Origin of the sequence: Nocardia bovistercoris, assembly GCF_015674855.1 — a bacterium.
GTDB lineage: Bacteria > Actinomycetota > Actinomycetes > Mycobacteriales > Mycobacteriaceae > Nocardia > Nocardia bovistercoris.
In genome coordinates this window covers 270,977-296,922 of record NZ_JADMLG010000002.1, presented here as the reverse complement: position 1 = coordinate 296,922, position 25,946 = coordinate 270,977, and the positions used below count along the sequence as shown (strand labels likewise).

At 67.0% G+C, this 25,946-nt stretch carries 23 protein-coding genes; 11 read left to right on the top strand and 12 right to left on the bottom strand.

Annotation, left to right across the window (positions count from 1 at the left end):
* Nucleotides 1-2 precede the first annotated feature (2 nt).
* Both IT779_RS05360 and IT779_RS05355 read right to left on the bottom strand, forming a co-directional pair.
* Nucleotides 3-896: a hypothetical protein gene (locus IT779_RS05360; RefSeq protein ID WP_196148051.1), complete on the bottom strand. Its 894-nt coding sequence runs from the start codon at nucleotides 894-896 to the stop codon at nucleotides 3-5.
* A 65-nt stretch (nucleotides 897-961) separates the two neighbouring features.
* Nucleotides 962-1,441, bottom strand: coding sequence for a GNAT family N-acetyltransferase (locus tag IT779_RS05355; protein ID WP_196148050.1), 480 nt, complete (start codon nucleotides 1,439-1,441; stop codon nucleotides 962-964).
* Between the two features lie 507 nt (nucleotides 1,442-1,948).
* Here IT779_RS05355 and IT779_RS05350 point away from each other — a divergent pair.
* Nucleotides 1,949-2,542 (top strand): GNAT family N-acetyltransferase, encoded by a 594-nt coding sequence (locus IT779_RS05350; protein ID WP_196148049.1) that lies wholly within the window; start codon nucleotides 1,949-1,951, stop codon nucleotides 2,540-2,542.
* Here IT779_RS05350 and IT779_RS05345 read toward each other — a convergent pair whose 3' ends face one another.
* The 6 genes from IT779_RS05345 to IT779_RS05320 form a co-directional block, all read right to left on the bottom strand.
* A complete protein-coding gene (locus tag IT779_RS05345; protein ID WP_196148048.1) occupies nucleotides 2,543-3,484 on the bottom strand; it encodes an SCO2521 family protein in 942 nt (313 codons plus the stop codon). It lies immediately after the preceding gene.
* Between the two features lies 1 nt (nucleotide 3,485).
* The gene (locus IT779_RS05340) at nucleotides 3,486-4,493 is read right to left on the bottom strand and encodes an SCO2522 family protein (RefSeq protein ID WP_196148047.1); all 1,008 of its coding nucleotides are present in this window, start codon (nucleotides 4,491-4,493) and stop codon (nucleotides 3,486-3,488) included.
* Nucleotides 4,494-5,426: an SCO2523 family variant P-loop protein gene (locus IT779_RS05335; protein WP_196148046.1), complete on the bottom strand. Its 933-nt coding sequence runs from the start codon at nucleotides 5,424-5,426 to the stop codon at nucleotides 4,494-4,496.
* An 11-nt stretch (nucleotides 5,427-5,437) separates the two neighbouring features.
* Complete coding sequence (locus tag IT779_RS05330; protein WP_232541460.1) at nucleotides 5,438-7,312, bottom strand: SCO2524 family protein; 1,875 nt, start codon at nucleotides 7,310-7,312, stop codon at nucleotides 5,438-5,440.
* A 203-nt stretch (nucleotides 7,313-7,515) separates the two neighbouring features.
* Entirely contained in the window at nucleotides 7,516-8,994 is a 1,479-nt protein-coding gene (locus tag IT779_RS05325; protein ID WP_196148045.1) for an MFS transporter, read from the bottom strand.
* Between the two features lie 161 nt (nucleotides 8,995-9,155).
* Nucleotides 9,156-9,830 carry a FadR/GntR family transcriptional regulator gene (locus IT779_RS05320; protein WP_196148044.1) on the bottom strand — a complete coding sequence of 225 codons (675 nt, stop codon included), beginning with the start codon at nucleotides 9,828-9,830 and terminating at the stop codon, nucleotides 9,156-9,158.
* 65 nt (nucleotides 9,831-9,895) lie between these two features.
* Here IT779_RS05320 and IT779_RS05315 point away from each other — a divergent pair, with 65 nt between their 5' ends.
* From IT779_RS05315 to IT779_RS05290, 6 genes are all read left to right on the top strand, one after another.
* On the top strand, nucleotides 9,896-11,173 hold the full coding sequence (locus tag IT779_RS05315) for an MFS transporter (RefSeq protein WP_332838669.1): 1,278 nt from the start codon (nucleotides 9,896-9,898) through the stop codon (nucleotides 11,171-11,173).
* A gap of 289 nt (nucleotides 11,174-11,462) precedes the next feature.
* The gene (locus IT779_RS05310) at nucleotides 11,463-12,938 is read left to right on the top strand and encodes a nitrate/nitrite transporter (protein WP_196148043.1); all 1,476 of its coding nucleotides are present in this window, start codon (nucleotides 11,463-11,465) and stop codon (nucleotides 12,936-12,938) included.
* Nucleotides 12,939-12,963: 25 nt separating this feature from the next.
* Nucleotides 12,964-15,525 (top strand): nitrite reductase large subunit NirB, encoded by a 2,562-nt coding sequence (nirB, locus tag IT779_RS05305; protein WP_196148042.1) that lies wholly within the window; start codon nucleotides 12,964-12,966, stop codon nucleotides 15,523-15,525.
* Between the two features lie 64 nt (nucleotides 15,526-15,589).
* Nucleotides 15,590-15,991: a nitrite reductase small subunit NirD gene (gene nirD, locus IT779_RS05300; RefSeq protein ID WP_196148041.1), complete on the top strand. Its 402-nt coding sequence runs from the start codon at nucleotides 15,590-15,592 to the stop codon at nucleotides 15,989-15,991.
* A gap of 6 nt (nucleotides 15,992-15,997) precedes the next feature.
* Nucleotides 15,998-17,239 (top strand): uroporphyrinogen-III synthase, encoded by a 1,242-nt coding sequence (locus IT779_RS05295; protein WP_196148040.1) that lies wholly within the window; start codon nucleotides 15,998-16,000, stop codon nucleotides 17,237-17,239.
* Between the two features lie 2 nt (nucleotides 17,240-17,241).
* The gene (locus IT779_RS05290) at nucleotides 17,242-18,027 is read left to right on the top strand and encodes a sirohydrochlorin chelatase (protein WP_196148039.1); all 786 of its coding nucleotides are present in this window, start codon (nucleotides 17,242-17,244) and stop codon (nucleotides 18,025-18,027) included.
* 176 nt (nucleotides 18,028-18,203) lie between these two features.
* On the opposite strand, the gene IT779_RS05285 is transcribed toward IT779_RS05290, so the two are convergent.
* Entirely contained in the window at nucleotides 18,204-19,163 is a 960-nt protein-coding gene (locus IT779_RS05285; RefSeq protein ID WP_196148038.1) for a GlxA family transcriptional regulator, read from the bottom strand.
* A 123-nt stretch (nucleotides 19,164-19,286) separates the two neighbouring features.
* Here IT779_RS05285 and IT779_RS05280 point away from each other — a divergent pair, with 123 nt between their 5' ends.
* From IT779_RS05280 to IT779_RS05265, 4 genes are all read left to right on the top strand, one after another.
* Nucleotides 19,287-20,198: an NAD-dependent epimerase/dehydratase family protein gene (locus IT779_RS05280; RefSeq protein ID WP_196148037.1), complete on the top strand. Its 912-nt coding sequence runs from the start codon at nucleotides 19,287-19,289 to the stop codon at nucleotides 20,196-20,198.
* 187 nt (nucleotides 20,199-20,385) lie between these two features.
* Entirely contained in the window at nucleotides 20,386-21,360 is a 975-nt protein-coding gene (locus IT779_RS05275) for an alpha/beta hydrolase (protein WP_196148036.1), read from the top strand.
* A 287-nt stretch (nucleotides 21,361-21,647) separates the two neighbouring features.
* A complete protein-coding gene (locus IT779_RS05270) occupies nucleotides 21,648-21,995 on the top strand; it encodes a TfoX/Sxy family protein (RefSeq protein ID WP_196148035.1) in 348 nt (115 codons plus the stop codon).
* 20 nt (nucleotides 21,996-22,015) lie between these two features.
* On the top strand, nucleotides 22,016-22,462 hold the full coding sequence (locus tag IT779_RS05265) for a cupin domain-containing protein (protein ID WP_196148034.1): 447 nt from the start codon (nucleotides 22,016-22,018) through the stop codon (nucleotides 22,460-22,462).
* 83 nt (nucleotides 22,463-22,545) lie between these two features.
* Here IT779_RS05265 and narI read toward each other — a convergent pair whose 3' ends face one another.
* From narI to narH, 3 genes are read right to left on the bottom strand one after another with little or no spacing between them, the layout of a single operon-like run.
* Nucleotides 22,546-23,304 carry a respiratory nitrate reductase subunit gamma gene (gene narI / locus IT779_RS05260; protein WP_196148033.1) on the bottom strand — a complete coding sequence of 253 codons (759 nt, stop codon included), beginning with the start codon at nucleotides 23,302-23,304 and terminating at the stop codon, nucleotides 22,546-22,548.
* Nucleotides 23,301-23,981, bottom strand: a complete 681-nt coding sequence (gene narJ / locus IT779_RS05255) for a nitrate reductase molybdenum cofactor assembly chaperone (protein WP_196148032.1) — start codon at nucleotides 23,979-23,981, stop codon at nucleotides 23,301-23,303. The genes narI and narJ overlap by 4 nt, the downstream gene beginning before the upstream one ends.
* Nucleotides 23,978-25,936, bottom strand: a complete 1,959-nt coding sequence (gene narH / locus IT779_RS05250; RefSeq protein WP_408637733.1) for a nitrate reductase subunit beta — start codon at nucleotides 25,934-25,936, stop codon at nucleotides 23,978-23,980. The genes narJ and narH overlap by 4 nt, the downstream gene beginning before the upstream one ends.
* Nucleotides 25,937-25,946: the final 10 nt, after the last annotated feature.

The following is a 25,946-nucleotide window of genomic DNA, read 5'->3' as shown; positions in this document are numbered from 1 at the left end:
GTTCAGATGCGAAACCAGCGTCGAACGAGCAGTGCGAAGAACACCGAGGTGGTCACGATGCCCATCCACGCCTCAATATTGAGTACGACTCTGCCGCCCACTCCGATGTTCTTGCTGTCGAGATAGGGGAGCCCGACCGGAGCGAGGTAGTTGGTGACGCACATCTGGAACGATGTGCCGAACGACTGGTCTTCGACGATCAGAAAGATTGTGGTGACCAGCGCCATCTGCACGACAACACAGAACAGTAGCCGGAATGGGAGAAAACCATAGCCGCAGAGCGCGTCCGATACCCAGCCGGGGATGCGCTTCCAGGCGGGTGTGGTCGCGCGACGCTTCGCCCGCGCCCGCTTCAGTCGGCATCTGTCCTGCGCGGAGGGATCCTGGGCCAGACCGTGCAGCCGGGTCGCGCGCTTGAAGGCGAGTGCGGCATGCGACGGCAGGTCGACGGTGCGCAGGGTGTGTCCGAGCTTTTCGTACCACTTGGCAAGATGGTGATTCTGAGTGACGCTCAGTTCTCGGGGGCCTCGGAACTCCGTCTCCAGTGCGAGGAGTTTTGTGATCGCCTTGGTGACGGCGTCCCCTCGATCATCGGTCTCGGTCGGTCCGTTTTCGGACGGTGGTTCGGTGTACTCACCGGGTTGCTTGTACTCGTTGTAGATGTCTCCGAATATCAGCGCGTCGCCGCGAGCCGGGATCTCCTCGTTCTCGTAGTCGAGCACCAGTTTCTCGACTTGATGATGGAATTCAGCCAGAAGCGAGCCCGAGGTGAGGGTGTTTCCGGGTTGGTCGGGCTGCGTGATCAGGTCGCAGTATCCATGGGCGCGATATCTGATGCGTTGGGTCATCCTCCGGACCCCCAGCGGCGTCTCGTCGCGGTGCGCGTTCTCAATCATGGTTCCCCCCGGACAGCAACCGCTGCTGTAAATGTGACGAGTTCCACGATAGCGGCCAAATTCGCTTACGGCTGCGGTCTTCCCGACTGCTTGATCCATTGGTGGTCGCCGGTGTCCGCCCGTGTCCACGGGCGGACACCGTTGCCCAGCGTGTGTTCGAGCACTTCGCGCGGGTTGCCCGCGCCGAAATAGTTCTCCTCGTAGTCGATTCGAATGAAGCCCGCGCTGCGGTACAGCTGCGCGGCGATGGCGTTGTCGGGTCGGACGGTGATGCGCACGCGCTCGGCACCGCAGCGCCTGCATTGGTCCATCGCTCGCCCGAGCAATCCCCGCCCGAGTCCGCGTCCACGACAGAGCAGCGATACGCCCAGCCCCAAGATCCATGCGCAATAGTCGGAGTCGACGCAGACCATGGCGTAGCCCTGGATGCTCGAACTGTCGTATGCGACGATCCAATGGCGGCCGTGTAGGTCGAACAGTTGGCGTAGAACGAATATCGGATACGCCAGTTCCCCGAACGACTCTTGTTCTATTCGTGCCATCATCTGGAGATCGTCCTGTTGTGCCTGTCGGAACATTCGGTCCCCCGGCCGTTGTCGATGCGATTCTCACGGTTAGCCGCGGTCGCTATGGACATGCGCGCGCACCGGCTCCCCTCTCTCCAGGGCCGTGCCCGTGACCGCCTTGCCATTCCGATGTCTCACCCCACGACCGGATCGTGCCGAACGTCGTCGTTTCTAGAGTGTGCATCGGTGGACATCTCCAGTCCAGAAAACCGAACAGTTTGCTCGTCGCCGCAGAATAGCTGCGGTGCAGATGTTTACGGAGCAATCTTCTGGGAAACAGAGTCGAGTACCGCGCTTGCTTTCGCAAGATTGCGTGTGGGATCGAGAGGATGACGGAACCTGGCGATGTGCTGACGATCGTGCGATATGTTGAAGTAGGACGATATTCTTTCGCTTGGTATGAGAGCCTTGGAGATCCTCCGTCCGAAACCGAGTTCGCATTGGCTACGCGGCTTCGGCCGTCCTACATCCGACGAAGGAGGGCAGATGCCGCACGGAACAGACCTTCGGCAGGCATGCCTGAATGATCTTGAGGCGATCGGGGTCCTGGAGCACACGATTTTCGCGGGACAGCAGCCATACGGTTCGGTGGCATTACGTCAACTGTTCGCCCATCACGGGTCTGAATGGGTAGTCGCTGTTGACGGTGGAGTCGTCGGGTACGTGTTGGTCCTCGCGAAGGAGGGCAAGGCCACGTTGTTCACGTTCGCCGTCGCCGAATCGTATCGAGAACGCGGTCTCGGTCGACGCTTGCTCCTGTTCGCTCTGGACAAGTGCGTGGCTGCGAATGTCGAGGTGGTCACGTTGACAGTGCGACCCGCGAACGAGCATGCCAGGAAACTGTTCAAGAAGGTCGGATTCGAAAAGGTCGATTCCGATGAGGAATATTTCGGTTCGAATGGGTCGCGTGACATTATGGAGCGTACGCTGGATCCCGCCGATGTTTTCTACCATTCGGCGGACGGTTCCCGAGACGATGAACCGATCCGCGACGGTGTCGCCCCCGCCGGTGCTACGGATCAGCCGGAACCGATGACGGGGTTCAGACGGAATCAATCTTTGGCGAGGGCTGGTCGATAGCTAGCGAAGGGCGGCCAGTGTCGCGACGGCGATATTGTCGCGCAGGCTCGAAACGAGTGTGGTCCACTGTCTGGTGAACCCGGGCTCGTTCTGTAACTCCTTCCAGAGCGTTCGCGTCGCGGCAGGCGTGTGTCCGCCCGGCATCCACAATCCGGTCAGGTGTTCCAGCGCGGGGGCGAGGATCTCTCGTCGTTCGCGGCTGGCGGAAGGGTAGCGGTCGGCTTCCTCGAGGATGTCGACCAATGTCGTCAGTAACCAGTCGTGCGCGGCTAGGTCTTCGCAGAAGCGTTGTGCCGCATCGAGATCGTCGGCTTCGCGCAGGACCAGGCGGATCGAGCGGACCTCTTCGTCGTCCACGAGCATGGTCGCCGAAGGACCGCTGCTTCCGCCGATTCGGGCGGCCCAGCGCAGTCGGGTGGTACGTGCTTGCAGGGGTGGTTGATGGTCGAGTCGAGCGTCGGCGGTGATGCGGGACAGCAGGCGGGCGGTGATCGTGGCGAGGTCGAGGGAGTCCTCCTCGGCACGGGCGGCCAGGTACCCCTCGGTCAGGTCTTCAGGGGCGGTGTCGCGCTCGGGGAGGGGGCCGATGAGTTCGGTTACGCCCTTTTGGCTGATGTAATGCGACCAGGTCTGCCGCTGGCGCTCGGTGGCGCGTACGACGCGGGTGTGGGACGAGGATTGCAGGATTCGACCTCCTACCAGGGTTGCGTTGGTCGCCACCGTGCCGACGATGCGGGGGGTCCCGGTTCCTGCGGTCAGGTTGCAGTCGACGCCCACCGCCAAGGCCGGGGAGATGGCGAGTCGGCCGGGGCGTTCCTTCCAACGCACCACGCGGCCGGGCATCAATGCCAGCAAGTCGTTCGCCTCGGCTCGGTTGACGGCGGCCATGGCCGGTAGCAGGCACGTGCGGACCTCGCCGAGTACGACCAGCGTGCCCCTCATCTCAGGCTCCGTCGAGGAGCAGGTGGGACAGTCGGTCGCTGATCTTGCGGGAGATGGTCACGGGAGCGGCTTCGGCGGCGGCGCTCGCGATGATTTGGGTGACCACATCCTCGTCGAGGTCGAGGTGGTCGAGGATCAGCCTGACTGCGTGTTCGACGCCGATGTAGAGCTTGGGCAGCATAGACAGCGTCCGGTAGGCGGCGAACGGCTCTGCGTCGGGATTGAGTTGGATCAGCGGTGGGACGTCGTGCCACCGCTGCGGCCATGGTTCGCCGTGCCACGGGTGTGCGACGATCACGGGCGCCCCGTGATAGCGAAGCACTCCGAGTCGGAGCAGATGCCAGACGGCGGCCAGGAAGGCGCACGACCACCGGGTGGTTTCGACACCGTCGGCAGTGCGGATGTTCCACAACTCGACGTCGAGGAAGATGGTGTGTTCGCGGCGGCCGAATTCCTCTGGCGGCAGGTACTGCCTGTTGCGCATGGCCTGCATCGGGTCGTGCTCGGAGGAGCGGCGGCCGTTGCAGAGCCAGCCGGGGCGATCCGTGGGACGGTCACGCGATTTGTCCTGTGGGGCCGGCTCGGCGACGATTTGCGCGGCGACCATCTCCGCGACCGGAATCGGCTCACCGGTTGGCACGCCGTCGTTGAAGTGCGAAATCTGGGCGCAGCCGGATTCGCGGACGAGGTAGTCGATGACTAGTCCGGCGGCGCTGGCGGCATTCAGCAGTTTGTCGAGGATTTCCGCCGCGTTCCGGTCCGGCGAAAAGTAGTCGTCGAGGAGGTAACAGGTGCTGATACGGGCGGTCGGCCCGAACCGGACACGCGCCGACTCGGTGAACGTGGTGACCAACGGGACCATCCGGCGGAATTCCGATTCGACCCTGCCGATGTCATCGATGATGTCGGTGAGATAGAAATGTCCGACCTCGATGGACAAATGGGACAACGGAACAGCAGCGATCCGCAGTAGATCCGTAGCCTCGCTGTAGCTCTGCGTGTGCCGCATCTAGAGCATCTCCCAGGCGGTGTCGTCTACCAGGCGGCGGGCGAGTTCGATATACGCCTGGGTGGTTTCGGCTTTGGCGATGTGGGCGTTGACATCGCTATCGAGGACCAGCTGTTCGCGCCATTGCAGAACCGGCTCGACGGGGGTGGCCCCGAGCACCGAGGTGGTGCCGAGGCGGTTGGCGGTGGCCAGACGGCGCAGCGCCGCGTCCTGTTCCAGCAACCAGGTCGATTGGGCGGGGTGGTCGGCGCTCAGATAGGAAACCGTGGTCGGGACGGCGGTGCGCACGAAGCGCACTGATCCGAGCAATTCTGCGTCGGTGTGGCCGTATTCGACACCGGCTTCCAGGAATCCATTCGGTCCGTGCACGAGTCCGGCGGCTGCCAGGACGTGCTGGCGGGTCCAGCGGTGAAAGATCAGCCAGCGGGCGGTGCGGCGCCGCAGCGCGGGCTGGATCGTCGCTTTCAATGCGATCTCCAGTGCGACGGATCGTCCCGCGCTGAGATCGACTACGACGACGCGGAACTCTTGGTCCAGCGCGGCCAGCAATTCGACACAGCGTTCCACCATCTCCTCGTCACAGGTGAGGAACTCCGCGCCGCCTTCGTCACCGGGGAGCAGGACGAGTCGACCGGCGCGTTGGGTCGTGCGCTTGAGTTCGGTCCGGTCGGTATTGCTCGCGACATCGACACGTGCGGGCGAGCCGTTGCGGCCGAGCAGGTAATTGTGCACCCCGCTCACGTGTGTACCCGGCTCGGTGGAGATACCGCGTTCTATCGACCCGATCTCGAAAAGGGCTCCCGCGGTGGGGGACCCGAAGTCGAAGTCGACGTAGGCCACGTTGCGCCCGGACAGGCTTAGTCGGTATGCGATATTGCAACTGGTGACCGAGCGTCCGGTGCCACCCTTGTCGGAGGTGGCGAAGACCAGCACGATCCCCTCCTCTACCGGTTGGCGTCCTGGCGCGCGTACGCCAGTTCGTCCAGGTCTGTCAGGGCACGGGTGGCCAGAGCGTACGCGGTTCCCGGCCGCTCGTGCAGGATTCGGCGGGCGCGATCGAGTGCTTGTCTGATCTGGTTGACGCGGTTCTGCCGTGGTGACAGGTCGTCGCCTTCGACCTCTAGTTCCTCCTGGTTGAGCAGGTGTTCGGCTTCGCTGAGCAGATCGACCGCGCGGGAGACCATGGATTTGGGCGCCAATGATGGCCGGCTGAAGGTGTCGAACGCGGTGACGAGGCATTCCATCACTCGTTCGGTGACGAACCACGAGGGTTCGTCGGGGCGGGGGACGGTCGAGTCGATCAATCGGCTCGGGTCGTCCCAGAGCCCTCGTGCCTGCCCGTCGCGCAGCATGAAATTGTCGAGGTGGCCCATCGCGGATTCGGCGAGCGCTGTGAGCTGGTCGCGGATGTTGACATCGGTCCGCAGGCTGGCGGCCTGTACGCAGCGCTTCAGCATCATCGTCGCGAAGTCTGGTGCGTACCAGTGCAATTCCGGACCGCCGCCGATGCCTTTGCTGCCGGTGAGCCGCAGCTGAACTCCGGGGTGGTGGAGGGTGGCCGCTTGGTCACCGGAGGTGAGGCGGCTGGTGATGCGTCCGCGGCGGGCGAGTTGGTCGAAGATCGCGACCGTGCGCGCGAGATCCTCGGTGCTGTCACGAAAGACCAGATCCTGGATGAGCATGGCCGAGACCGCGAGGCTGTAGTAGTCGGATTCGTCCTCGTCGGAGGTGCGCCAAGGAATGTCTTCCAGGGGCCAGTGACCGCTGTCGAATCGTGCGATGGTCGACCAGTAGGTGCGGGTCAGTTCGAAACGCAGGGCGAGCGCGTCGGCGAGGACACGCTGGTCGCGGTTGAGTAGATCCAATTCTCGAATGCGCTGGGAGGCAAGGTCGCTGATGCCGTCCAGGGCGACCGTGGAGAAGTACAGGTAGGGGCGGGGATCGGCGTTGCCCGGCGCGGTGCCCGCATGACTCGGCACGAAATCGATGCCTGCGGCGGTGGTGACCACGCCCCAGCTCCACCCGCACTCGAACAGGCGTCTGTCGTCGGCGATATCGATGCGTGTTCCTTCGGCCACCTCGCTCTGGTCGTATTGGGCGAGCCGGATTTCGCTGGCGGCCTGTACTCGCAGCCGTTCCAGTCGGGACGACAGTTGCGCGAGGAGTTCGTCGGCCGGTGTTTCGCTCTGTTTGATCATGGTCAGGATCGCCTGACCCGTAACTGATTTGGGTTCGGGAGTGTGGATCACGAAGCTGCGGACGAGCCCCGCCATCGCCGCGGTGAGGCGATCGGACACCTTCTCCGTCACCCTTGGGATGCGGTCGCGTAACTGTCTGGCCTCCATCCGAACTTCCGTGCGCACGAATCGCTCGAATCCGCGCAGGAAGCGCATGGACGCGATGCACAGGCTCACCGACATCGAATAGGAGTCGACGACTTCCAGCCCCCGTTGGGCGTCGCTGGGCGGAATTCCGTTGATCGAATGCAGATAGCTGCCTGCGCCGAAATGTGGATGTCCGTCGTCGCCGGTGTAGCGGTCGAGGTAGTCCTCGAGTACGTTCACCAGGATGCCGCCGATGCGGCTCTCCTCGCCGAAGAGTTCGAGCGCCTCTCTCGCGTCGGGCTCGATTTCGTCGGGCTGGTCGAGTCGGAACGCGTCGACCTCGGTGGCCGGATACAGCAGGCACAGCAGTTGCTCGGCGTCGCTGATGGAGTTGGATCCGTCGCGTCCGCCCCAGTGCCACTCCCCGTCGCGATACGAGTAGGCGAGTACCGCTCGCCACAGGTCCAGAAGTTGTTGCCGCGGTCGAATTCTCAAGATGACCACCTCCCCCGGTCGACTATCGGCGTGCACAGGGTCGCCATGGAAAGTGTGCCCGCACTTCGTCGGCAACGCCACGGGAATCACGAGATCATGTGCCCCGAACTCACATGATGTGCCAACTTTCGTCGTCTCGCTGACACGGCGAATGCCGCCCCTCGGACGGGAGGGGCGGCATTCGGGTTCGGAGGCGGGCGGTATCAGACCTTCGCGTAGGCCAGCGAACCGATCCTTCCGACGGCGAAACTGGAGCGCAGGTAGAAGAACCAGGTGACGCTCGCCATGACGAGGAAGGCGACGGCGTAGGCCCAGAAGGCGGGGGTCATGCTGCCGAAGTTGATGTTGGACAGGCGAAGTGCTTGTTGGAGCAGGTATCCGCCGGAGGCGCCGATCGCGCCGATGACGCCGATGGCCGCGCCCGCTTGGCGGCGGGCCGACGCGGCGGCTTCGGTGAGGTCCATGCCGTGTTCGGAGGCGTACTTCTTGGCTTCGGCGCTGAAGATCGAGGGGATCATGCGGTAGGTGGAGCCGTTGCCGATGCCGGTGAGGACGAACAGGAGCAGGAAGGCGATCAGGTAGACCGGGAAGCTCTTCATCTCGAGGCCGACCATGATGAGCCCCACCGCCACCGACATGCCGCCGAAGACGAAGACGGTGATCTTCGCGCCGCCGACCCGGTCGGAGACCCAGCCGCCGAAGGGGCGGCTGAAGGAGCCGACGAGGGCGCCGAGGAAGGCGAGGTTACCGACGGTGGTGATCCAGCCGATCTTCGCCAGGTCGGGGAAGTTGGCCTTGATGAGGGTGGGGAAGGCGAAGGAGAAGCCGATGAAGGAGCCGAAGGTGCCGATGTAGAGGAAGGACATGATCCAGGTGTGCCGGTTGGTCAGCGCCCGCTTGTAGGACTTGCCATCGGATTTGGCGGTGCCGATGCTGTCCATGTAGCGCAGCGCGCCGAAGGTGGCGAAGAGGATGAACGGGATCCAGACCAGCACCGACAGGGTGATGCCGAAGCGGTAGCCCGCGGGGTCCTTGGCCATGATGTGGGTGCCGAGGGTGATGAGCAGCGGCAGGATCAGCTGGGTTTGCGCGACGCCGAGGTTACCGCCCGCGGCGTTGATGCCGAGTGCGGCGCCTTTCTTGCCTTCGGGGAAGAAGAAGGAGATGTTGGCCATCGACGAGGAGAAGTTGCCGCCGCCGACGCCCGCGAGCGCGGCCAGCACCATGAACACCCACATGGGGGTGCCGGGCTGGTTCACGAAGTAGGCCAGGCCGAGGGTGGGGATGAGCAGCATGGCCGCGCTGAACGCGGTGAATGCTCGGCCGCCGAATTTGGGGATGGCGAAGGTGTAGGGAATGCGCAGTGCGGCGCCGACGAGGGTCGGGGTCGAGGTGAGCAGCAGCGCGTTGCTGACCGCGGTGGGGTTGCCTTTGCCGAGTCCGGCGAGGAAGTCGAAGCCCGCCAGGCCCATGCTGGTGACCACGGTGCCCCAGATGACCCACACGCTGAAGCCGAGGTTCTCAGCGAACACCGAGAAAAGCAGGTTCTTGCGTGCGGTGAGTTTGCCGCCGGATTCCCAGAATTCGGTGTTGTCGGGTTCCCATTTCTCGAGCCAGCGTCCTCGGCTCTGGTGGGTGAATGTCGGGGTCGCCGAGTCGGCGGGGGCTACTGTGGCAGTCATCGGGGCTTCCTCTCGATTGCCTCGCTGCGGTTCGAGACAAAGGTAGAAGCCGGTTGTTGCGCCCCGATGGCGCTCCGTTGCGTGGCCGGCAAATCCGACTCACATCGCGTTACGGCGCTCGGTGACCCCTTGGTTACGTGGATTTCGCCTGGCGAATTCCGTTAGCGGGGTTCAGGATATTCGGCGATGAGCGAGCCGAGGAAGCAGCGGGTGGCTTGCGCGGCTCGTTCGGCGTCGCCGTCGATGACGGCTTGCACGAGGGTGCGGTGTTCGGCGTCGTAGGAGTCGTCGGATCTCGCGGTGCGTGAATGGATGACGTGTTCGATGGTCGGCAGCAGTGAATCGTAGAACTCGAGGTAGACCGCGTTGTGACTGGCGACCACGATGGCGCGGTGTAGTTGCACATCGGCGGTGATGGCCGCGATGTCGCCCGCGCCGACGGCGTTCTCGCCGCGTTCGGTGAGCAGGCGCCGCAGGGTGGCGATGTCGGTGTCATCGCGGCGGCGGGCGGCGAGTGCGGCGGCGGTGGTGTCGAGGGCTTGGCGAAGTTCGAGCACATCGCGTTCTTCGGCGTCGGCGAAGTATTTGGCGAGGGTGCCGCCCACTTCGGAGGCCGCGATCACGTAGGTGCCCGATCCTTGGCGGCGTTCGAGCATGCCCGCGTGCACGAGCGCCTGGACGGCTTCGCGCACGGTGTTGCGGCCGGTCCCGGTGAGTTCGGTCAGCTCGGGTTCGGTGGGGATGCGGGAGCCGATGGACCAACGGCCCGAACGGATTTCGGCACGCAGCTGCTCGGTGACCTGAGCGATGAGGCTGGTGCGCCGGACTGGTTGCACCGCATCAGAGTACCGCCGATCACAAAGTATTGCAGCCTATCATCCGGTCATCCTATGATTTCTCGGTGACAGCTACTCTCCCCGACATCGCGACCGGCCCTTCCGGCGTCGCCGCCGAGCCGCGTGCGCGCACCCTGTTCGAAGGGCGCGCGCTGGTGCTCGCGGCGATCGTGATGTCGGCGCTCACCCTCCGGGTCGCTGTCACGGCCTTCAGTCCGCTGGCCGAGCGCATCGGGGCGGAGATCGGCTATTCCACCGCGATCGTCGGTGTCTTCGGCATGATCCCCACCGCGATGTTCGCGCTGTCGGGTCTGCTGACCCCGGCTCTGGTCCGGCGCGCGGGCCTCGAACGCACCGCGTTGATCGCCATGCTGATGGCGGGCGCGGGCATGCTCGCGCGTGCCATGGTCGGTGCGACGGCGGGTCTGCTCACGCTGTCGGCGCTGGCCCTCGCGGGCATGGGAATCGGCAACGTGGTGATTCCGCCGCTGGTCAAGCGCTATTTTCCGGATCGTGTCGCGGTGCTGAGTTCGCTTTACATCACCATGGTCCAACTCGGCACCGTTGTGCCCGCGCTGATCGCGGTCCCGGTCGCGCAGGCGCACGGCTGGCGGGTCTCGGTGGGGCTGTGGGCGCTGCTCGGCTTCGCCGCGGCGCTGCCGTGGTTCGGTGTGCTGCGGGGGCGCGGCAGGCTCGATGTCACCGAAACGCCCGTGCCCGCGGGCGGACGGATCAGCCGCTCGCCGGTGGCGTGGGGTATGGCGGCCATGTTCGGCATGACCTCCCTCATCACGTACGCGATGTTCGCCTGGCTGCCGAAGATCCTCGCCGAGGCGGGCGCGAGCGATGCCTTCGGCGGCACGATGGTCGGCCTGTTCGCCCTGGTCGGACTGGTGTCCGCGCTGAGCGCGCCGACCATGGTCGCGCGGGTGCGCAATCCGTTCCCGCTGGTGGCGCTGTTCGGCGTCTGCTTCTTCGTCGCCTTCGCCGGACTGCTGTTCGCGCCGATGAGCGCGCCGGTGCTGTGGGTGGTGATCCTCGGGCTCGGGCCGAGCACCTTCCCCATGGCGCTCACGCTGATCAATCTGCGCACGCGCAGCTCGGCGGGTTCGGCGGCGCTGTCCGGATTCACCCAGGGCGTCGGCTACGCGGTGGCCTGCGCGGGGCCGCTGCTGTTCGGCGTGCTGCACACCGCTACGGGCGGCTGGCTCGCGCCGTTCGCGCTGCTCGGCGCGGCCGAGGTGGTGCTGTTGATCGGCGCGTGGCAGGCGTGCAAGCCGCGTGTGCTCGAGGATGGCTGGAATGCGCGAACCGATACCCCGCGACGGGCGTATACGGCGTAATACGACAATTCGGCGACAGCTCCTCACACTTCGAGTTGCGGCGTCGTGCGGATCGCGCCATTGTGTTCGCAACGGTTGTGCACGTCACATCTCACCGCGGGAATCTGCCTGGAAGTGGGCCTTTGTCACTCGTGGAAACCGTTGCGTCACATCGGCGAAACATTCGCCCGGAACTCACCTCGGTGTCGCGGGAATCGTGAGCAACCGTTGATTCGGGCGACATTTCGCGCAGCATTTCGGCAATACCTGTTTCCTACCGTTGGGCCTAACCGATTTTGGGAGGCCCTTCTTGAGCACGCTGACGCGGAACCGCGACATAGAGCACTGGGACGCCGAGGATGTCGAAGCCTGGGAGGCGGGCGGTAAGGATGTCGCCAGGCGAAATCTGATCTGGTCGGTCTTCGCCGAGCACGTCGGATTCTCGGTGTGGTCGATCTGGTCGGTGATGGTGCTGTTCATGCCGACCGACAAATACGGCATCGACCCGGCGGGCAAGTTCTTCCTGGTCGCGGTGCCGACCCTGGTCGGGGCGATCCTGCGGATCCCCTACACCGTGGCCACCGCGCGCTTCGGCGGGCGCAACTGGACGATTTTCAGCGCCCTGCTGCTGCTCGTGCCGACCCTGCTGACGCTGTATTTCATCAACCAGCCCGGCACCTCGTACACGACCTTCCTGGTCGTGGCGGCCTTCGCGGGCCTCGGCGGCGGCAACTTCGCCTCGTCGATGACCAATATCAACGCCTTCTACCCGCAGCGGCTCAAGGGCTGGGCCCTCGGCCTGAACGCGGGCGGCGGCAATATCGGCGTGCCGGTGATCCAGCTGATCGGCCTGCTCGTCATCGCGACCCTCGGCAACGACCACGCCTCGATCATCTGCGCGGTCTACCTGGTGCTCGTCGCGCTCGCCGGCGTCGGCGCCGCGCTGTACATGGACAACCTGCGCAATCAGAAGGCCGACCTGTCCTACATGCTCACCGCGCTGAAGGTGCCGCAGTCCTGGGCCATCGCGTTCCTCTACATCGGCACTTTCGGTTCGTTCATCGGCTACAGCTTCGCCTTCGGCCAGGTGCTCCAGATCAGCTTCAAGGCCGGTGGCGACACCGCCGCTCAGGCCGCGCTGCACGCCGCGCAGATCGCGTTCATCGGCCCGCTGCTCGGCTCGCTGGCCCGCCCCTACGGCGGCAAGCTCGCCGACCGCATCGGCGGCGGCCGGGTCAGCCTCTTCGTTTTCGGCGCCATGATGGCCGCGGCGGTGCTGGTCGCGGTGGCGAGCACGCTCGGCGACAACAACAAGGGCGTGCCGACCGGCGGCGTGATGACGGCGCTCGTGATCGGGTTCATCGCGCTGTTCGTGCTGTCGGGCATCGGCAACGGGTCGGTCACCAAGATCATTCCTTCGGTCTTCGAGGCCAAGAGCAAGAGCCTGGACGCCGGCCCGTCTGCCCGCGCCGCCTGGTCGCAGAACACCTCGGGCGCGCTCATCGGCTTCGTCGGTGCGATCGGCGCCCTCGGCGGCGTCGGCATCAATCTGGTGCTGCGCTCCTCCTACGCCTCCACCAAATCCGCCACCACCGCGTTCTGGGTGTTCATGGCCTTCTATGTCGCCTGTGCCCTCGTGACATGGGTGGTGTTCCTGCGCCGTCCGCGTCCGTCCTCGAACTCCGAGGTCGTGTTCGAGGCGGAGAACGTCGTCCTCGCCGCCGAGGCCGCCCGCTCGGGCCGCGGCGGCAACGCATCGTCCACCAATTCGTCGGCTCGCGCCTGACACTCGCATCTACCGGAGGTCATCCATGAACCCCAGCGTCGAACCGACGACACAGCGCAAGACCGTGGTGGTAGTCGGCCACGGCATGGTCGGGCACCGCTTCGTCGAGGCGCTGCGCTCCCGCGACGAGGCCGGAAAGTGGCAGGTCATCGTCCTCAGCGAGGAGAGCCGGGCCGCCTACGACCGCGTCGGCCTCTCCGCCTACGTCGGCGCGTGGGACGCGTCCGCGCTCGCGCTGCCCGGCAACGAGTACGCGGGCGACGACCTGGTCGAGCTGCGCCTCGGACAGCGCGGCGTCTCCATCGACCGCGCGGCGCGCAAGGTCGTGACCTCCGACGGCGCCGCCATCGCCTACGACGCGCTGGTCCTCGCCACCGGTTCCTACGCCTTCGTGCCGCCGGTGCCCGGTCACGACCTGCCCGGCTGCTTCGTCTATCGCACCATCGACGACCTCGACGGGATCAGGGCGACCGCCGAAGCCGCCGGACCCGGTGCGCACGGCGTCGTGGTCGGCGGCGGTCTACTCGGCCTCGAGGCCGCCAACGCGCTGCGTCTGCTCGGCATGACCCCGCACGTGGTCGAGTACAACGACCGGCTGATGCCCGCCCAGGTCGACGCGGGCGGCGGCGCGATCCTGGAGCGGCTGGTCACCGACCTCGGCCTGAACGTGCACACCGGGGTCGGCACCTCATCGATCGAGACCACGGCCGAAGGTCTGACGCTGACCCTGTCCGACGAGTCACGCATCGACGCCTCGCTCGTGGTGTTCTCCGCGGGTATCCGCCCGCGCGACGAGGTCGCCAGGGAAGCGGGTCTGGAGGTGGGGCCGCGCGGCGGCATCATCACCGACCTCGGCTTGCAGACCTCCGACGAGAACATCTGGGCGATCGGCGAATGCGCGGCGGTCGAAGGGGTCTGCTACGGACTCGTCGCGCCGGGCTACACCACCGCCGAGATCGTCGCCGACCGCCTGCTCGGCGGCGCGGGCGAATTCCCCGGCGCGGACATGTCGACCAAGCTGAAGCTGCTCGGGGTCGACGTGGCCAGCTTCGGCGACGCGCACGGCGTCACCGAGGGCGCGCTTTCGGTGGTGCTGCACGACGCCGCCGCGGGCACCTACGCCAAACTGGTCGTCTCCGACGACGCCAAGACCCTGCTCGGCGGCATCCTGGTCGGCGACGCCACCGCGTATTCGGCGCTGCGTCCGCTGGTCGGGCGTCCGCTGCCCGCCGAACCGGCCGCGCTGATCTCGCCCGCTGGCGCCGAACTCGGCGCCGACTCGCTGCCCGACGACGCGCAGATCTGCTCGTGCAACAACGTCAGCAAGGGCGCGATCTGCGGCGCCATCGGCGAGGGCGCCTGCGATGTGCCCGCCATCAAGAGCTGCACCAGCGCGGGCACCTCGTGCGGCGGTTGCGTCCCGATGCTCAAGAAGCTGCTCGAGCAGTCCGGCGTCGAGATGTCGAAGGCGCTGTGCGAGCACTTCGAGCAGTCGCGCGCCGAGCTGTTCCAGATCGTGCAGGTTACCGGTATCCGCACGTTCTCGGGGCTGCTCGCCAAGTACGGCAAGGGCTCGGGCTGCGATATCTGCAAGCCGACGGTCGCCTCGATCCTCGCCTCGACCTCGAGCGATCACATCCTCGACGGCGAACAGGCCGCGCTCCAGGACACCAACGACCACTTCCTGGCGAACCTGCAGAAGAACGGCACCTATTCGGTGGTGCCCCGGATGCCGGGCGGCGAGGTCACCGCCGAGCAGCTCATCACCATCGGCGAGGTCGCCAAGGAGTTCGGCCTCTACGTCAAGGTGACCGGCGGTCAGCGCATCGACCTGTTCGGCGCGCGTGTGGAGCAGCTGCCGTTGATCTGGAAGCGGCTCGTCGACGCGGGCATGGAGTCCGGCCACGCCTACGGCAAGTCGCTGCGCACCGTGAAGAGCTGCGTCGGGTCGACCTGGTGCCGCTACGGTCAGCAGGATTCGGTCGGCATGGCCGTGCTGCTGGAGAAGCGCTACCGCGGACTGCGTTCCCCGCACAAGCTGAAGCTGGCCGTGTCCGGGTGCGCGCGTGAATGCGCCGAGGCGCGCGGCAAGGACGTCGGCGTCATCGCCACCGAGAACGGCTGGAACCTCTATGTCGGCGGCAACGGCGGACTCACCCCCAAGCACGCCGTGCTGCTCGCGGGCGAACTCGACGACGAGACGCTGATCAAGTACATCGACCGCTACCTGATGTTCTACATCCGCACCGCCGACCGGTTGCAGCGCACCGCGCCGTGGCAGGAGGCGCTGGAAGGCGGCTTGGACTACCTCAAGGCGGTCGTCTGCGAGGACAGCCTCGGCATCGCCGACGAACTCGAGGCGGCGATGGCCAAGCATGTCGACGGTTACCGCGATGAATGGGCGGCGGTGCTCGACGACGAGGAGAAGTTGTCGCGGTTCGTGTCGTTCGTCAATGCCCCCGAGCAGAGCGACCCGACCATCTCCTTCGACGACAGCGGCGAGCGCAAGGTTCCGGTGCTGCTCGGACTGCCCGAGATCCCGGTCACCGCAGGCGTGGGCTCCACCACAGCCACGCACGAGAAATGAGCGCTTAACCGCGTGGAAACAGGACGCCGGTACCAATGACTAAGGCGTTCGGAGGAGGAACCCGATGACCGTTATCGACACACCCGGCATCGCCAAGGCCACGGCCACGGGTTGGACACAGGCGTGCCGACTCGACTATCTGATCCCCGGCCGCGGTGTCGCGGTGCTACTGAAAGGCGGCCGCCAGGCCGCCCTGTTCCTGCTCGCCGACGGCACCGTCTACGCCGTCGGTAATATCGATCCGTTCGGCCGGGCGGCGGTCATGTCGCGCGGGATCGTCGGCGACCGCGGCGGGGTTCCCGTCGTCGCGTCACCGCTGCTGAAGCAGGCGTTCTCCTTGCTCGACGGGCGCTGCCTGGACGACGAGTCGGCAGCGCTGCCGGTATATGCGGTGCGTGTGGACGACGGCATCGTTTCGGTATCCAACGAGCCGGTGACGTCCGCGCTCGATTCCTCGGACGGATGAACCCCTATGACGACAACCGACGCGAGCGCCAGTCTCGCGGGATTCACCGTGGGCATCACCGCGGCGCGGCGCGCCGAGGAGTTCGCCACCCTGCTCACGCGTCGCGGCGCCACCGTGGTTTCGGCGCCTGCCATCCGCATCATTCCGCTGGCCGATGACACCGAACTGGAGCGGGTGACGCGCAAACTCGTCGCCGAACCGCCGCAGATCACCGTCGCGACCACCGGCATCGGGTTCCGCGGCTGGATGGAGGCGGCCGAGGGCTGGGGGCTGGCCGAGGATCTTCGCATCACGCTGGCCGGGAACCGGATGCTGGCGCGCGGGCCGAAGGCCAAGGGCGCGATCCGCGCGGCCGAACTGCGCGAGGAGTGGTCGCCCGCGTCGGAGTCCTCCGCCGAGGTGCTCGACCACCTGCTCGCCGAAGGTGTGGAAGGTGTGCGCATCGCGGTGCAGTTGCACGGCGCGACCACCGAGTGGGAGCCGGTTCCGGATTTCTGCGAGGTGCTGCGCTGCGCGGGCGCCGACGTGGTCGCTGTCCCGGTGTATCGCTGGATTCCGCCCGCCGACCGTGGGCCGATGGATCAGTTGATCGAGGCCGTCGTCACCGCGAACCTCGACTGCGTCACCTTCACCAGCGCGCCCGCCGTGGCGTCGATGTTGATGCGCGCCAAGGAAACCGGACTGCTCGAAGGGGTGTTGCACGCGCTGCGCGGGCGGGTGCTGCCCGCCTGTGTCGGCCCGATCACCGCGGCGCCGCTCGAAGAACTCGGCGTGCCGACCTCGATGCCGGGGCGGGCCAGGCTCGGTGCGCTCGCGCGGCATGTGGCCGAGGAATTGCCGCGGCGCGCCAACCGGATTCAGGCGGCGGGTCATCAGATCAGTGTGCGTGGCGGTTGCGTCGTGGTCGACGGTGAAGTCCGTCAGCTCGCGCCCGCGCCGATGGCGTTGATGCGCTCGCTGGCCCGGCAGCCTGGCCGGGTGGTGTCCCGCGAGGATCTGCTGTCCGCGCTGCCCGGCGGCGGTGACGACACCCACGCCGTTGAGACCGCCATCGCCAGGCTGCGCGCCGGACTCGGCACGCCGAAGGCCATTCAGACGGTCGTCAAGCGCGGGTATCGACTCGCGATGGACGCGGTCGACTGCACCGACAACTTCGTCGGTTCGCCCGACCTGCCGCGCCCGCCGCAGCCGGGCATCGGCGCGCCGGTACGCGCCCCGCGCTACGCCCAGCCGCTGGGGAGTTGGTGAATATGACGGCGGCACAATCGTATTTCGGGGGTACCGAAGGGGGCGCGAGCGCCCCCGCTCTCGTACTCGTGGCGCACGGTACGCGGAGCACAAGAGGTGTGGAGATGATCGCCGCGCTCGCCGAGGCGGTCACTCGGGAACTCCGCAACGGAGTGTCCCCGGACGCGGGTCCAACGGCTGTGCCCGTCGTTCGCACCGCCTTCGTCGACGTGCTCGGGCCGTCGCCGTCGGAGGTGCTGCGTGATCTGGGCTCCAGCGACGCCGCGGTCGTGGTGCCCGCCTTCCTGGCCTCCGGATACCATGTCTACCAGGATGTTCCGCGCGAAGTAGCCGACAGCGGCCATCCCGCCGTCACCGTCACCCCGGCCATGGGACCGGATCCGGCGCTGGCCAGAATCATGGGTGTGCGTCTGCGCGCCGCGGGCTGGACCCCCGGTGACGCGGTGGTCTTCGCGGCGGCGGGCTCCTCCGACGCGCGGGCACGCAAGGACGTCCGCCGCGCGGCCGCCCTGCTCGCCGAACGCCTCGGCGGACCCGTACGCATCGGTTACGTCGCCACGGGCGCCCCCAAGGTCGCCGAGGTCGTCGCCGACCTGCGTGCCTCCGGCGCCCGCCGCGTCTTCATCGCGTCATATCTGCTGGCACACGGTCTTTTCCAGCAGCGCCTGCACGAGGCGGGCGCCGACGGCGTCGCCGACCCCATCGGCGTCCACCCCGCGGTGGTCCGCCTCATCGCCGACCGCTACCGCACGGCCGCCACCCGCACCCTCACCCCACGCGCGATCTGAATTCCGCTCGGCCCCTTTCCGGTGCGACCAGGCCCCGCACCCGAGGGTGTCCGGCGAGACCGCCCAATGTCGAAGCGACGGCGTCCCGCGAGGCGAGCTCGGCATGCTGCCCGACACCGAAGTTGCGGTGTCTCGCGTTCGAATTCCGTGTGTGCTTCTGGATTCGCGCGGGGTGATCAGGCCGGGCGGGCGGGATCGCGGGTGAAGGCGGCGCGATAGGCGGTCGGAGGGAGGCCGACGTGGCGGATCATGTGCTGGCGCAGGGATTCCGCCGAGCCCATGCCGCTGTGCCTCGCGACCTGGTCCATGGGCAGCGAGGTGGATTCCAGCAGTTCTCGGGCGCGGTGAATGCGTTGGTGCAGTAGCCATTTGCTCGGACTCATACCGGTCTCCTCGTGGAAGCGGCGGCTGAGGGTGCGCACGCTCGTGCGCGCGTGCGCGGCCAGATCGTCGAGCGACAGCGGGATGTCGAGATTCGCCATGGCCCATTCGCGGGTGCCCGCGAGGGACTGTCCGCCGTCCGGCGGCAGCGCGGTCTCCACGAATTGCGCTTGGCCGCCGGGGCGGACCGGTGTGACCACGGCCAGGCGCGCGCTCGCGTTGGCGACCGTCGCGCCGTAGTCGGTACGAATCAGATGCAGGCACAGGTCTATTCCGGCGGCCGCGCCCGCGGCGGTGGTGACCGGGCCGTCCTCGATGAACAGCGCGTCGGTGCGCACGGTGACCGACGGATGCAGGCGCCGCAGGTCGTCGGCGAGTCCCCAGTGGGTGGTCGCGGTGCGGCCGTCGAGCAGTCCGGCCGCGGCGAGCACGAACGCGCCACTGCAGATCGAGGTGATCCGCGCCCCGCGCTCGGCGGCGGCGCGCAGTGCCTCGATGGTGGGCGGGTCGACCTGTTCGCGAGCTCCGGTACTCGGCACGATCACGGTGTCGGCCGTGGTCACTGCCGCCAGTCCGGCGCGGATCACCGCGTCGAATCCACCGGTGTCGGCGGTGACGATGCCCGGTGCGGCGGTGCACACCGTTACCCGGTAGCCGGGCCGTCCGTCCACGCGCACGGCGCCGAGCAGCATCTGCGGCATGGACAGATCGAAGGTCTTGACCGGGGGCACCGCGATCACCGCGACCGATTTCATGGCCGAATCCTTGGGATAGCCGGCAGTTCGGCCACTAGTCTACCGACTGCGCGACGGGCAGAGTCGAGGGTGTCGGAAATCGCTTCGACCTTCTGAAAATGACTTTCTCCGAAGGGAATTCGCATGCCAACGCATGTCGTCATCGGCCGGGGCGCGACCGCGTCGGCCACCGCGCTGCTGCTCGCCGAAGCCGGTGCGCGGGTTCGCGTGATCAGCCGCAGCGGAATCGGGCCGCACCACCCGAACATCGAACCGGTGGCCGCCGACGCCGCCGAGACGGACGCGCTCGTCCCGCTCCTCGCGGGCGCACGCACCGTGTTCAACACCGCCGCGCCCGCGTATCACACTTGGCCGCAGGAGATTCCGCGATTGTTCGGGGCCATCCTCGAGTCGGCGGCGAAGGTGGGCGCCGATCTGGTGATGCTCGGCAACCTGTACGGCTACGGCCCCGCCGACATCCCGGTCACCGAGGACACCCCGCAGGCCGCGACGGGACCGAAAGGGGCGGTGCGCGCGGCCATGTGGCGGGACGCGGCGGCGGCGCACCACGCGGGACGCCTGCGGGTCACCGAGGTCAGGGCCGGGGAGTTCCTCGGCGCGGGCGCGATATCGGCGTTCACGCTCATGGTGCAGGGGCAGGTGCTGACCGGCCGCCCCGCGCTCGTCCCGCAGGCCCTCGACCCGCGCCATTCCTATACCGCGATCACCGACGCCGCCGCCACCCTGGTCGCGGTGTCCCGCGACGATCGCGCCTGGGGCCGGGCGTGGCACGCGCCGGTCATGAATGTCACGCTGCGCGAGGTCGCCACCCGGCTGGCCGAACTCGCGGGCGTCGCGCCGCCGCGCCTCGAGGTCATGACCGACCGTGAGGTCGCGCTGCTCGCGCTCACCGAACCGTTCTGGGGCGAGGTGTTCGAGACCTACCATCTCTCGCACCGCGAATTCGTCGCGGACGCGAGCGCCGTGCGGGAGACCTTCGGAATCGAGGCGTCGTCCCTCGACGACGTACTGCGAACGGTGATTCCGCACATCTGAGCGTTGGCGGGGTACGGCCCGGTACTGCCATCGCGAGGGCCGGGTCGATGGCATCGTCGGGATCGCCGGTTGGCGGGGTTCGCGATTCGTCCGGTCGGTCTGTGTCGGACGATCTGGAACACGCCCGGTGAGAACGTGAAACGTGCCGGACACGCGGGTGCGCGACGGACTGGGGGAGACTGGTGTCATGCATCGGTTCGTGAGCTGTCTGATCGCCGCCCTCACCGTTGTGGCCGCCTTCGCGTTCGCACCGGTCGCCGCGGCGGATTCCGAATCGCGGATTCTCGATGTGCGTCCGCTGGGCGGGCGGCAGCTCGAGGTCGTGGTGTATTCGGCCGCGATGAACCGCCCGATCACACTGTGGATGTCGCATCCCGGTCCCGGTGCGCCCGCGCTGTACCTGCTGAACGCGGTGGACGGCGGTGAGAGCGGCGGGCCGTGGCCGCGCCGGACCGATGTCGAGGAGTTCTTCGCCGACAAACCGGTGAACGTGATCGTGCCGATGGGCGGTCGGGCCAGCTACTACACCGACTGGATCGCCGACGATCCGGTACTCGGCCGCAACAAGTGGACCACGTTCCTGACCGCCGAACTCCCGCCGCTGCTCGACGAGCGTTTCGCCATGACCGGCCGCAACGCGGTCGCGGGGCTCTCCATGTCGGCGACCTCGGCGCTGAACCTCGCCATCGCCGCACCCGGCCTGTACCGGGCGGTCGGGGCGTACAGCGGTTGCGCGCGCACCAGCGACCCGCTCGGCCAGCTGCTCATCAACACGGAGTTGGCCGTCTTCGGCGCGAACGCCGCCAATATGTGGGGCGCGCCGAACAATCCGGCGTGGACCGCCAACGATCCGGTGCTGAACGCCGAACGCCTGCGCGGACTGGCGCTCTACGTGTCGGCGGGCAACGGACTGCCCGGACCGCACGACAACTTCGGCGCACAAGGCATCGGCGCGAATCCCGGGGCGTTGCTCGACCGGGTGGCGGTTGGCGGCGTCATGGAGACGGTGATCTCGAACTGCACCCGCCCGCTGGTCGACCAACTCGCGCGCCTCGCGATCCCGGCGACCGTCGAATTGCGCGGCGGCACCCACGCCTGGCCGTACTGGCAGGATGACGTGCACCGGTCGTGGCCGGTATTCGCCACCGCACTCGGCGTCTGAACCGGGCGGAATTCGCGAATATCGAGGCCGCCGCCTGCGACCGCGTCGGTTCCGCGGTGTGACGTGCGACTGTTGTGCTGTGACGGCGTAGGCGATGGTTTCGGCGCCTGTCCGTGCACCGGTCCGAAGTGGCGTGCGACCTCGCCCATCACTGATCTCCGGTGATGCGTGTGCGCCGAGTATGTTCCGTGTGACCTCCGACCGTGACGCGGCTGTGGCGTTTGACGACACAGGTCTGTAGGCCCCGACCGGGCGCGGGTGTCGGTGCCTCGCGCGACACTGGGCGCATGGCTTACGACGAAGAACTCGCAGAGCGCGTCCGTGACCTGGTCGACGAACTGCTCGCCGCCGCGCCCGAGGCGGTGGAGAAGCGCATGTTCGGCGGCCTCGCCTTCCTGGTCGGCGGGCATATGGCGGTGGCAGCGAGTCGGGAGGGCGGTCTGCTGGTACGCGTCGATCCCGCCGAAGGCGACGAACTGCTCGCGTCCACCGACGCGCGTCCCATGGTCATGCGCGGCCGTGACCTGCGCGGATGGCTTCGCGTGCGCGGTGAAGCGGTACGTGAACAGCCCGCGTTGCGCGCATGGGTCGAGCGCGGCGTCGGGTATGCGCGATCGTTGCCGCCGAAGTCCTGACCGCCGGCTAGACTGCCGCGATGAGGCATTTCGTGCGCGCCGCCGTCGCGGGAACACTGGTCGGTGCGGGTGTCCTCGGAGCCGGTGGTGCCACGGCCACACCCGGAGTGGACATCACCGCCGTCACTCTCGGCCGAACCCAGATTCCGGCCGGGCTATCGCCCTTCGTCGCAGGCACCGATCTGGTGGTCAGGGAGATCACGATTGCGCCCGGCGGATCCACCGGCTGGCACTACCACGACGGCCCGGTCTTCGGATTCGTCCGGTCCGGCACCCTCACCCATCCGGGTCCGGACTGCGTCGGCCCTGTCTTACACGCGGGTGAGTTCATCTACGAACCGGCGGGCACGTGGAACGTCCACATCGGCCGCAACCTCGGCGCCGAACCGCTGATCCTTGACGTCGTATACGCCCCACCGCTCGGCTTCCCGCTTTTCCAGGACGCCCCGGCGCCGGAGTGCGACTGACCTCCGCGCCGCTTGCGTGGATCGGCAGTCAGCGCCGCGCCCTTTCGGCGGCGGGCGGCGCGCCCGCCTACGACCGGTAGAGATCAGCGCCAGCGTTCCGGCGTGACCGGGGAATCCCAGGCGCGCGCGTACCGGCGGGTGTCGGGCGCGTTGGACTGCTTGTGGCGGTAGACGATGTAGGGCCTGGTCAGGTAGCCGATCGGGGCGCTGAACATGTGCACGAGTCGGGTGTAGGGCCAGATTCCGATCAGGGTCAGCACCACCAGGCCGTGCAGCTGGAAGGTCCACGGGGTGTCGACCATCAGTTCCGGTTCCGGATTCAGGCTGAACAGGCTGCGGAACCACGGGGAAACGGTCTCGCGGTAGTTGTAGGTGCCCCACGCCAGGTTGCTGCCCCACGTGTTGAGCAGCCCGGTGACCAGCGCCGCCGCGAGCAGCGCGTACATCACCTTGTCGTTGGTGGTGGTTGCCTTGCGCACCGCGGTCACCGTCCAGCGCCGGTACAGCAGGATCGCGACGCCCGCGAGCACCGCGAGTCCGGCGACAGAGCCCGCGCTGACGGCGATCAGGTGGTAGGTGTGTTCGGAGATGCCGACCGCTGCCGTCCACGATTCCGGGATCAGCACGCCGAGCACATGTCCGCCGAACACTCCGAGCATGCCGAAGTGGAACAGCGGACTGCCGAGGCGAAGCAGGCGGCTCTCGTAGATCTGCGAAGACCGGGTGGTCCAACCGAACTGGTCGTTGCGGTAGCGCCAGACGTGTCCGAGCACGAACGAGGTGAACGCCACGTAGGGCAGGATCAGCCACAGTTCGGTGGGCAGGTGCGGGGCGTAGTTCATCGGCGGCCTTCCGACTGGGTGAACATCGTCGGGTCCATCGCGAACGGTTCGAGCCCGACTTCTTCCTCGGGCGGACCCTGCGCCGCGAGTTCGGCGATCCGGCGGCGGTCGGCGGTGGTCAGCGGCGGCATGGTCGCGACCACAGCGCCGAGCAGGCTCGCGTAGGGAGAACCGCTGTCGGACAAGGAGAGCCGCAGCAGCTCGAGCACCGGCAGGTGTTCGCCGAGCAGCCGTTCGCCGCCGACGGGGTCGACGGTGGCCGCGAATTCGAGCAGTACGGGAAGGTGATCGGGCAGTTCCTGATCGCCGAGTTCGACCCCGGCGTGCCGGTAGGCGTGTTTGAACCGCAGCAGCGCCATTCCGCGCTTGCGGGTGTCGCCGTAGGCGTAGAAGGTCAGGTGCAGGCTGGCACGCCTGCGCATGTCGAAGGTCTCCACGTAGGCCGCGGCGAGGTCGATGGGCGGCGTGGCGCGCAGGTGGGCCAGCAGGTCCTCGAAACCGGTGCGCAGGTGGTCGGGCAGTTGCGCGGCGGCGGCGGACAGGTCGTCCAGCATGGCCAAGGTGTCGGCGCCCGGATAGTCGAGCAGCAGTGCGGCCAGACGCCAGACCAGGCGGCGGTCACGTTCGCAGACCTGCACCGCGGGCTCGGGGCGTCGGCGAATCTTCAACAGGCTCATTGCGCCGCTCCATTGGTGGATGTGGTGCCCGCCTCGCCGTCGGTCCGCGTGGCGCCGGGCCGGGTCGACGGACTGTGCGCGGCGCCGTTGCCCGCATGGTCCGCCGACCCGTTTCCAGCAGCGCCGTTGATGCTGTCCGCGGCGGTGCCATTGCTTCGGCCGCCGCCGGTGGCCTGGCCGTTCGACCCGCCGTTCGAGCCATTGCCGTTCGAGCCGTTGCCGTTGCCGTTGGTGCCGTTGCCGTTGCCGTTGTCGCCGACGACGCTGTTCGAGACGACGGCTCCATTGCCTGCCGCACCGTTCGACGCGGCCGCCGAACCGTTGGCTACCGAGGCGAGTACCGACTCACGAGAGGGACTTTCGCTTCCGTTGGCGGTCGGCACCAATCCTTCGGTGTTCTGCCCGTCCCAGTTGAGCAGATTGATCCGATTCGACTTCTCCTGCGGCGCAGCACCATTGGTGTCGGTGAGGTGGAACTTCTCCACCATCTGGTCGAACGCGGTCATGCCGGGTCCACCGTCGTTGTCCAGACTGCATCCGGTGGCGAGGGCGTCGAGCTGATGCGCCTCGGAACCGGCGCCGTTCGGAATCACATACCGGTGTTCGTATTTGGCGATCGCGAGCAACCGGTACATGGCCTCGATCTCCTCCGGTTCCAGCCGCACCGACGGCGCGATCGACGGATCGGGTTCGACGCCGAGGTTCACCGAGCGCATGAACGAGCGCATCCCGGCGAGGCGTTGCAGGGCGGCGCGCACCGGGCCGACGTCACCGGCGGTGAACAGTTCGGCGAGGTATTCCACCGGGATGCGCAGCGCGTCGATGGCGCCGAACAGGTTGGATGCGTTCTCGCCGTCATGTCCGGTCTCCGACAGCACGTCGACCACCGGCGACAGCGGCGGCACGTACCAGACCATCGGCATGGTGCGGTATTCCGGATGCAGCGGCAGCGCGATCTGATAGTCGACGATCAGCTTGTAGACCGGCGAATCCTGGGCCGCCTGAATCCATTCCGGGGAGATGCCCGCCCGCTCGGCCTCGGTGATCACCCTCGGGTCGTGCGGGTTGAGGAAGACGCCGAGCTGGGAGGGATACAGATCCTCGGTCGCGGTGACCGAGGCCGCTTCCTGCACTTTGTCGGCGTCGTAGAGCATCACGCCGATATAGCGCAGCCGCCCGACGCAGGTTTCCGAGCACACCGTCGGAATGCCGACCTCGACGCGCGGATAGCAGAACGTGCATTTCTCGGCTTTGCCGGTCTTGTGGTTGAAGTAGATCTTCTTGTACGGGCACCCGGTGACGCACTGCCGCCACCCGCGGCATTTGTCCTGGTCGACCAGCACGATGCCGTCCTCGGCCCGCTTGTAGATCGCACCCGATGGGCACGACGCCGCGCAGGACGGATTCAGGCAGTGTTCGCAGATGCGTGGCAGATAGAACATGAAGGTCTGCTCGAATTCGAGTTTGACCTGGTCGGACAGTCGCGCCAGCAGCGGGTCGCGGCCGACCTGTTCGGGTCCGGAACCGAGGTCGTCGTCCCAGTTCGCACCCCAGGTGACCTGGGTGTCCTCACCGGTGATGAGCGATTTCGGCCGCGCGACCGGCGTGGTGTCGATGGGCGGGGACGACAGCAGATTGTCGTAGTCGTAACTCCACGGCTCGTAGTAGTCCGAGACCGTCGGCAGTTCCGGGTTGGCGAAGATATTGAGCAGGCGCTTGAGTCGGGAGCCGGATTTGAGGGTGAGCTTCCCGCGTTTGGTCAGCGTCCACCCGCCCTTCCATTTCTCCTGGTCCTGGTACTGGCGCGGATAACCCTGACCGGGCCGGGTCTCCACATTGTTGAACCACACGTATTCGGTGCCGCCGCGGTTGGTCCACGCCTGTTTGCAGGTGACGCTGCAGGTGTGGCATCCGATGCATTTGTCCAGGTTCATCACCATGGCGAGCTGGGCCATGACACGCATA

Coding starts and splice junctions, on each gene's coding strand:
- IT779_RS05360 (WP_196148051.1), bottom strand. CDS start 896: ATGATTGAGAACGCGCACCGCGACGAGACGCCGCTGGGGGTCCGGAGG.
- IT779_RS05355 (WP_196148050.1), bottom strand. CDS start 1,441: ATGATGGCACGAATAGAACAAGAGTCGTTCGGGGAACTGGCGTATCCG.
- IT779_RS05350 (WP_196148049.1), top strand. CDS start 1,949: ATGCCGCACGGAACAGACCTTCGGCAGGCATGCCTGAATGATCTTGAG.
- IT779_RS05345 (WP_196148048.1), bottom strand. CDS start 3,484: ATGAGGGGCACGCTGGTCGTACTCGGCGAGGTCCGCACGTGCCTGCTA.
- IT779_RS05340 (WP_196148047.1), bottom strand. CDS start 4,493: ATGCGGCACACGCAGAGCTACAGCGAGGCTACGGATCTACTGCGGATC.
- IT779_RS05325 (WP_196148045.1), bottom strand. CDS start 8,994: ATGACTGCCACAGTAGCCCCCGCCGACTCGGCGACCCCGACATTCACC.
- nirB (WP_196148042.1), top strand. CDS start 12,964: ATGAACCCCAGCGTCGAACCGACGACACAGCGCAAGACCGTGGTGGTA.
- nirD (WP_196148041.1), top strand. CDS start 15,590: ATGACCGTTATCGACACACCCGGCATCGCCAAGGCCACGGCCACGGGT.
- IT779_RS05295 (WP_196148040.1), top strand. CDS start 15,998: ATGACGACAACCGACGCGAGCGCCAGTCTCGCGGGATTCACCGTGGGC.
- IT779_RS05290 (WP_196148039.1), top strand. CDS start 17,242: ATGACGGCGGCACAATCGTATTTCGGGGGTACCGAAGGGGGCGCGAGC.
- IT779_RS05285 (WP_196148038.1), bottom strand. CDS start 19,163: ATGAAATCGGTCGCGGTGATCGCGGTGCCCCCGGTCAAGACCTTCGAT.
- IT779_RS05280 (WP_196148037.1), top strand. CDS start 19,287: ATGCCAACGCATGTCGTCATCGGCCGGGGCGCGACCGCGTCGGCCACC.
- IT779_RS05275 (WP_196148036.1), top strand. CDS start 20,386: ATGCATCGGTTCGTGAGCTGTCTGATCGCCGCCCTCACCGTTGTGGCC.
- IT779_RS05270 (WP_196148035.1), top strand. CDS start 21,648: ATGGCTTACGACGAAGAACTCGCAGAGCGCGTCCGTGACCTGGTCGAC.
- IT779_RS05265 (WP_196148034.1), top strand. CDS start 22,016: ATGAGGCATTTCGTGCGCGCCGCCGTCGCGGGAACACTGGTCGGTGCG.
- narI (WP_196148033.1), bottom strand. CDS start 23,304: ATGAACTACGCCCCGCACCTGCCCACCGAACTGTGGCTGATCCTGCCC.
- narJ (WP_196148032.1), bottom strand. CDS start 23,981: ATGAGCCTGTTGAAGATTCGCCGACGCCCCGAGCCCGCGGTGCAGGTC.
- narH (WP_408637733.1), bottom strand. CDS start 25,936: ATGGCCCAGCTCGCCATGGTGATGAACCTGGACAAATGCATCGGATGC.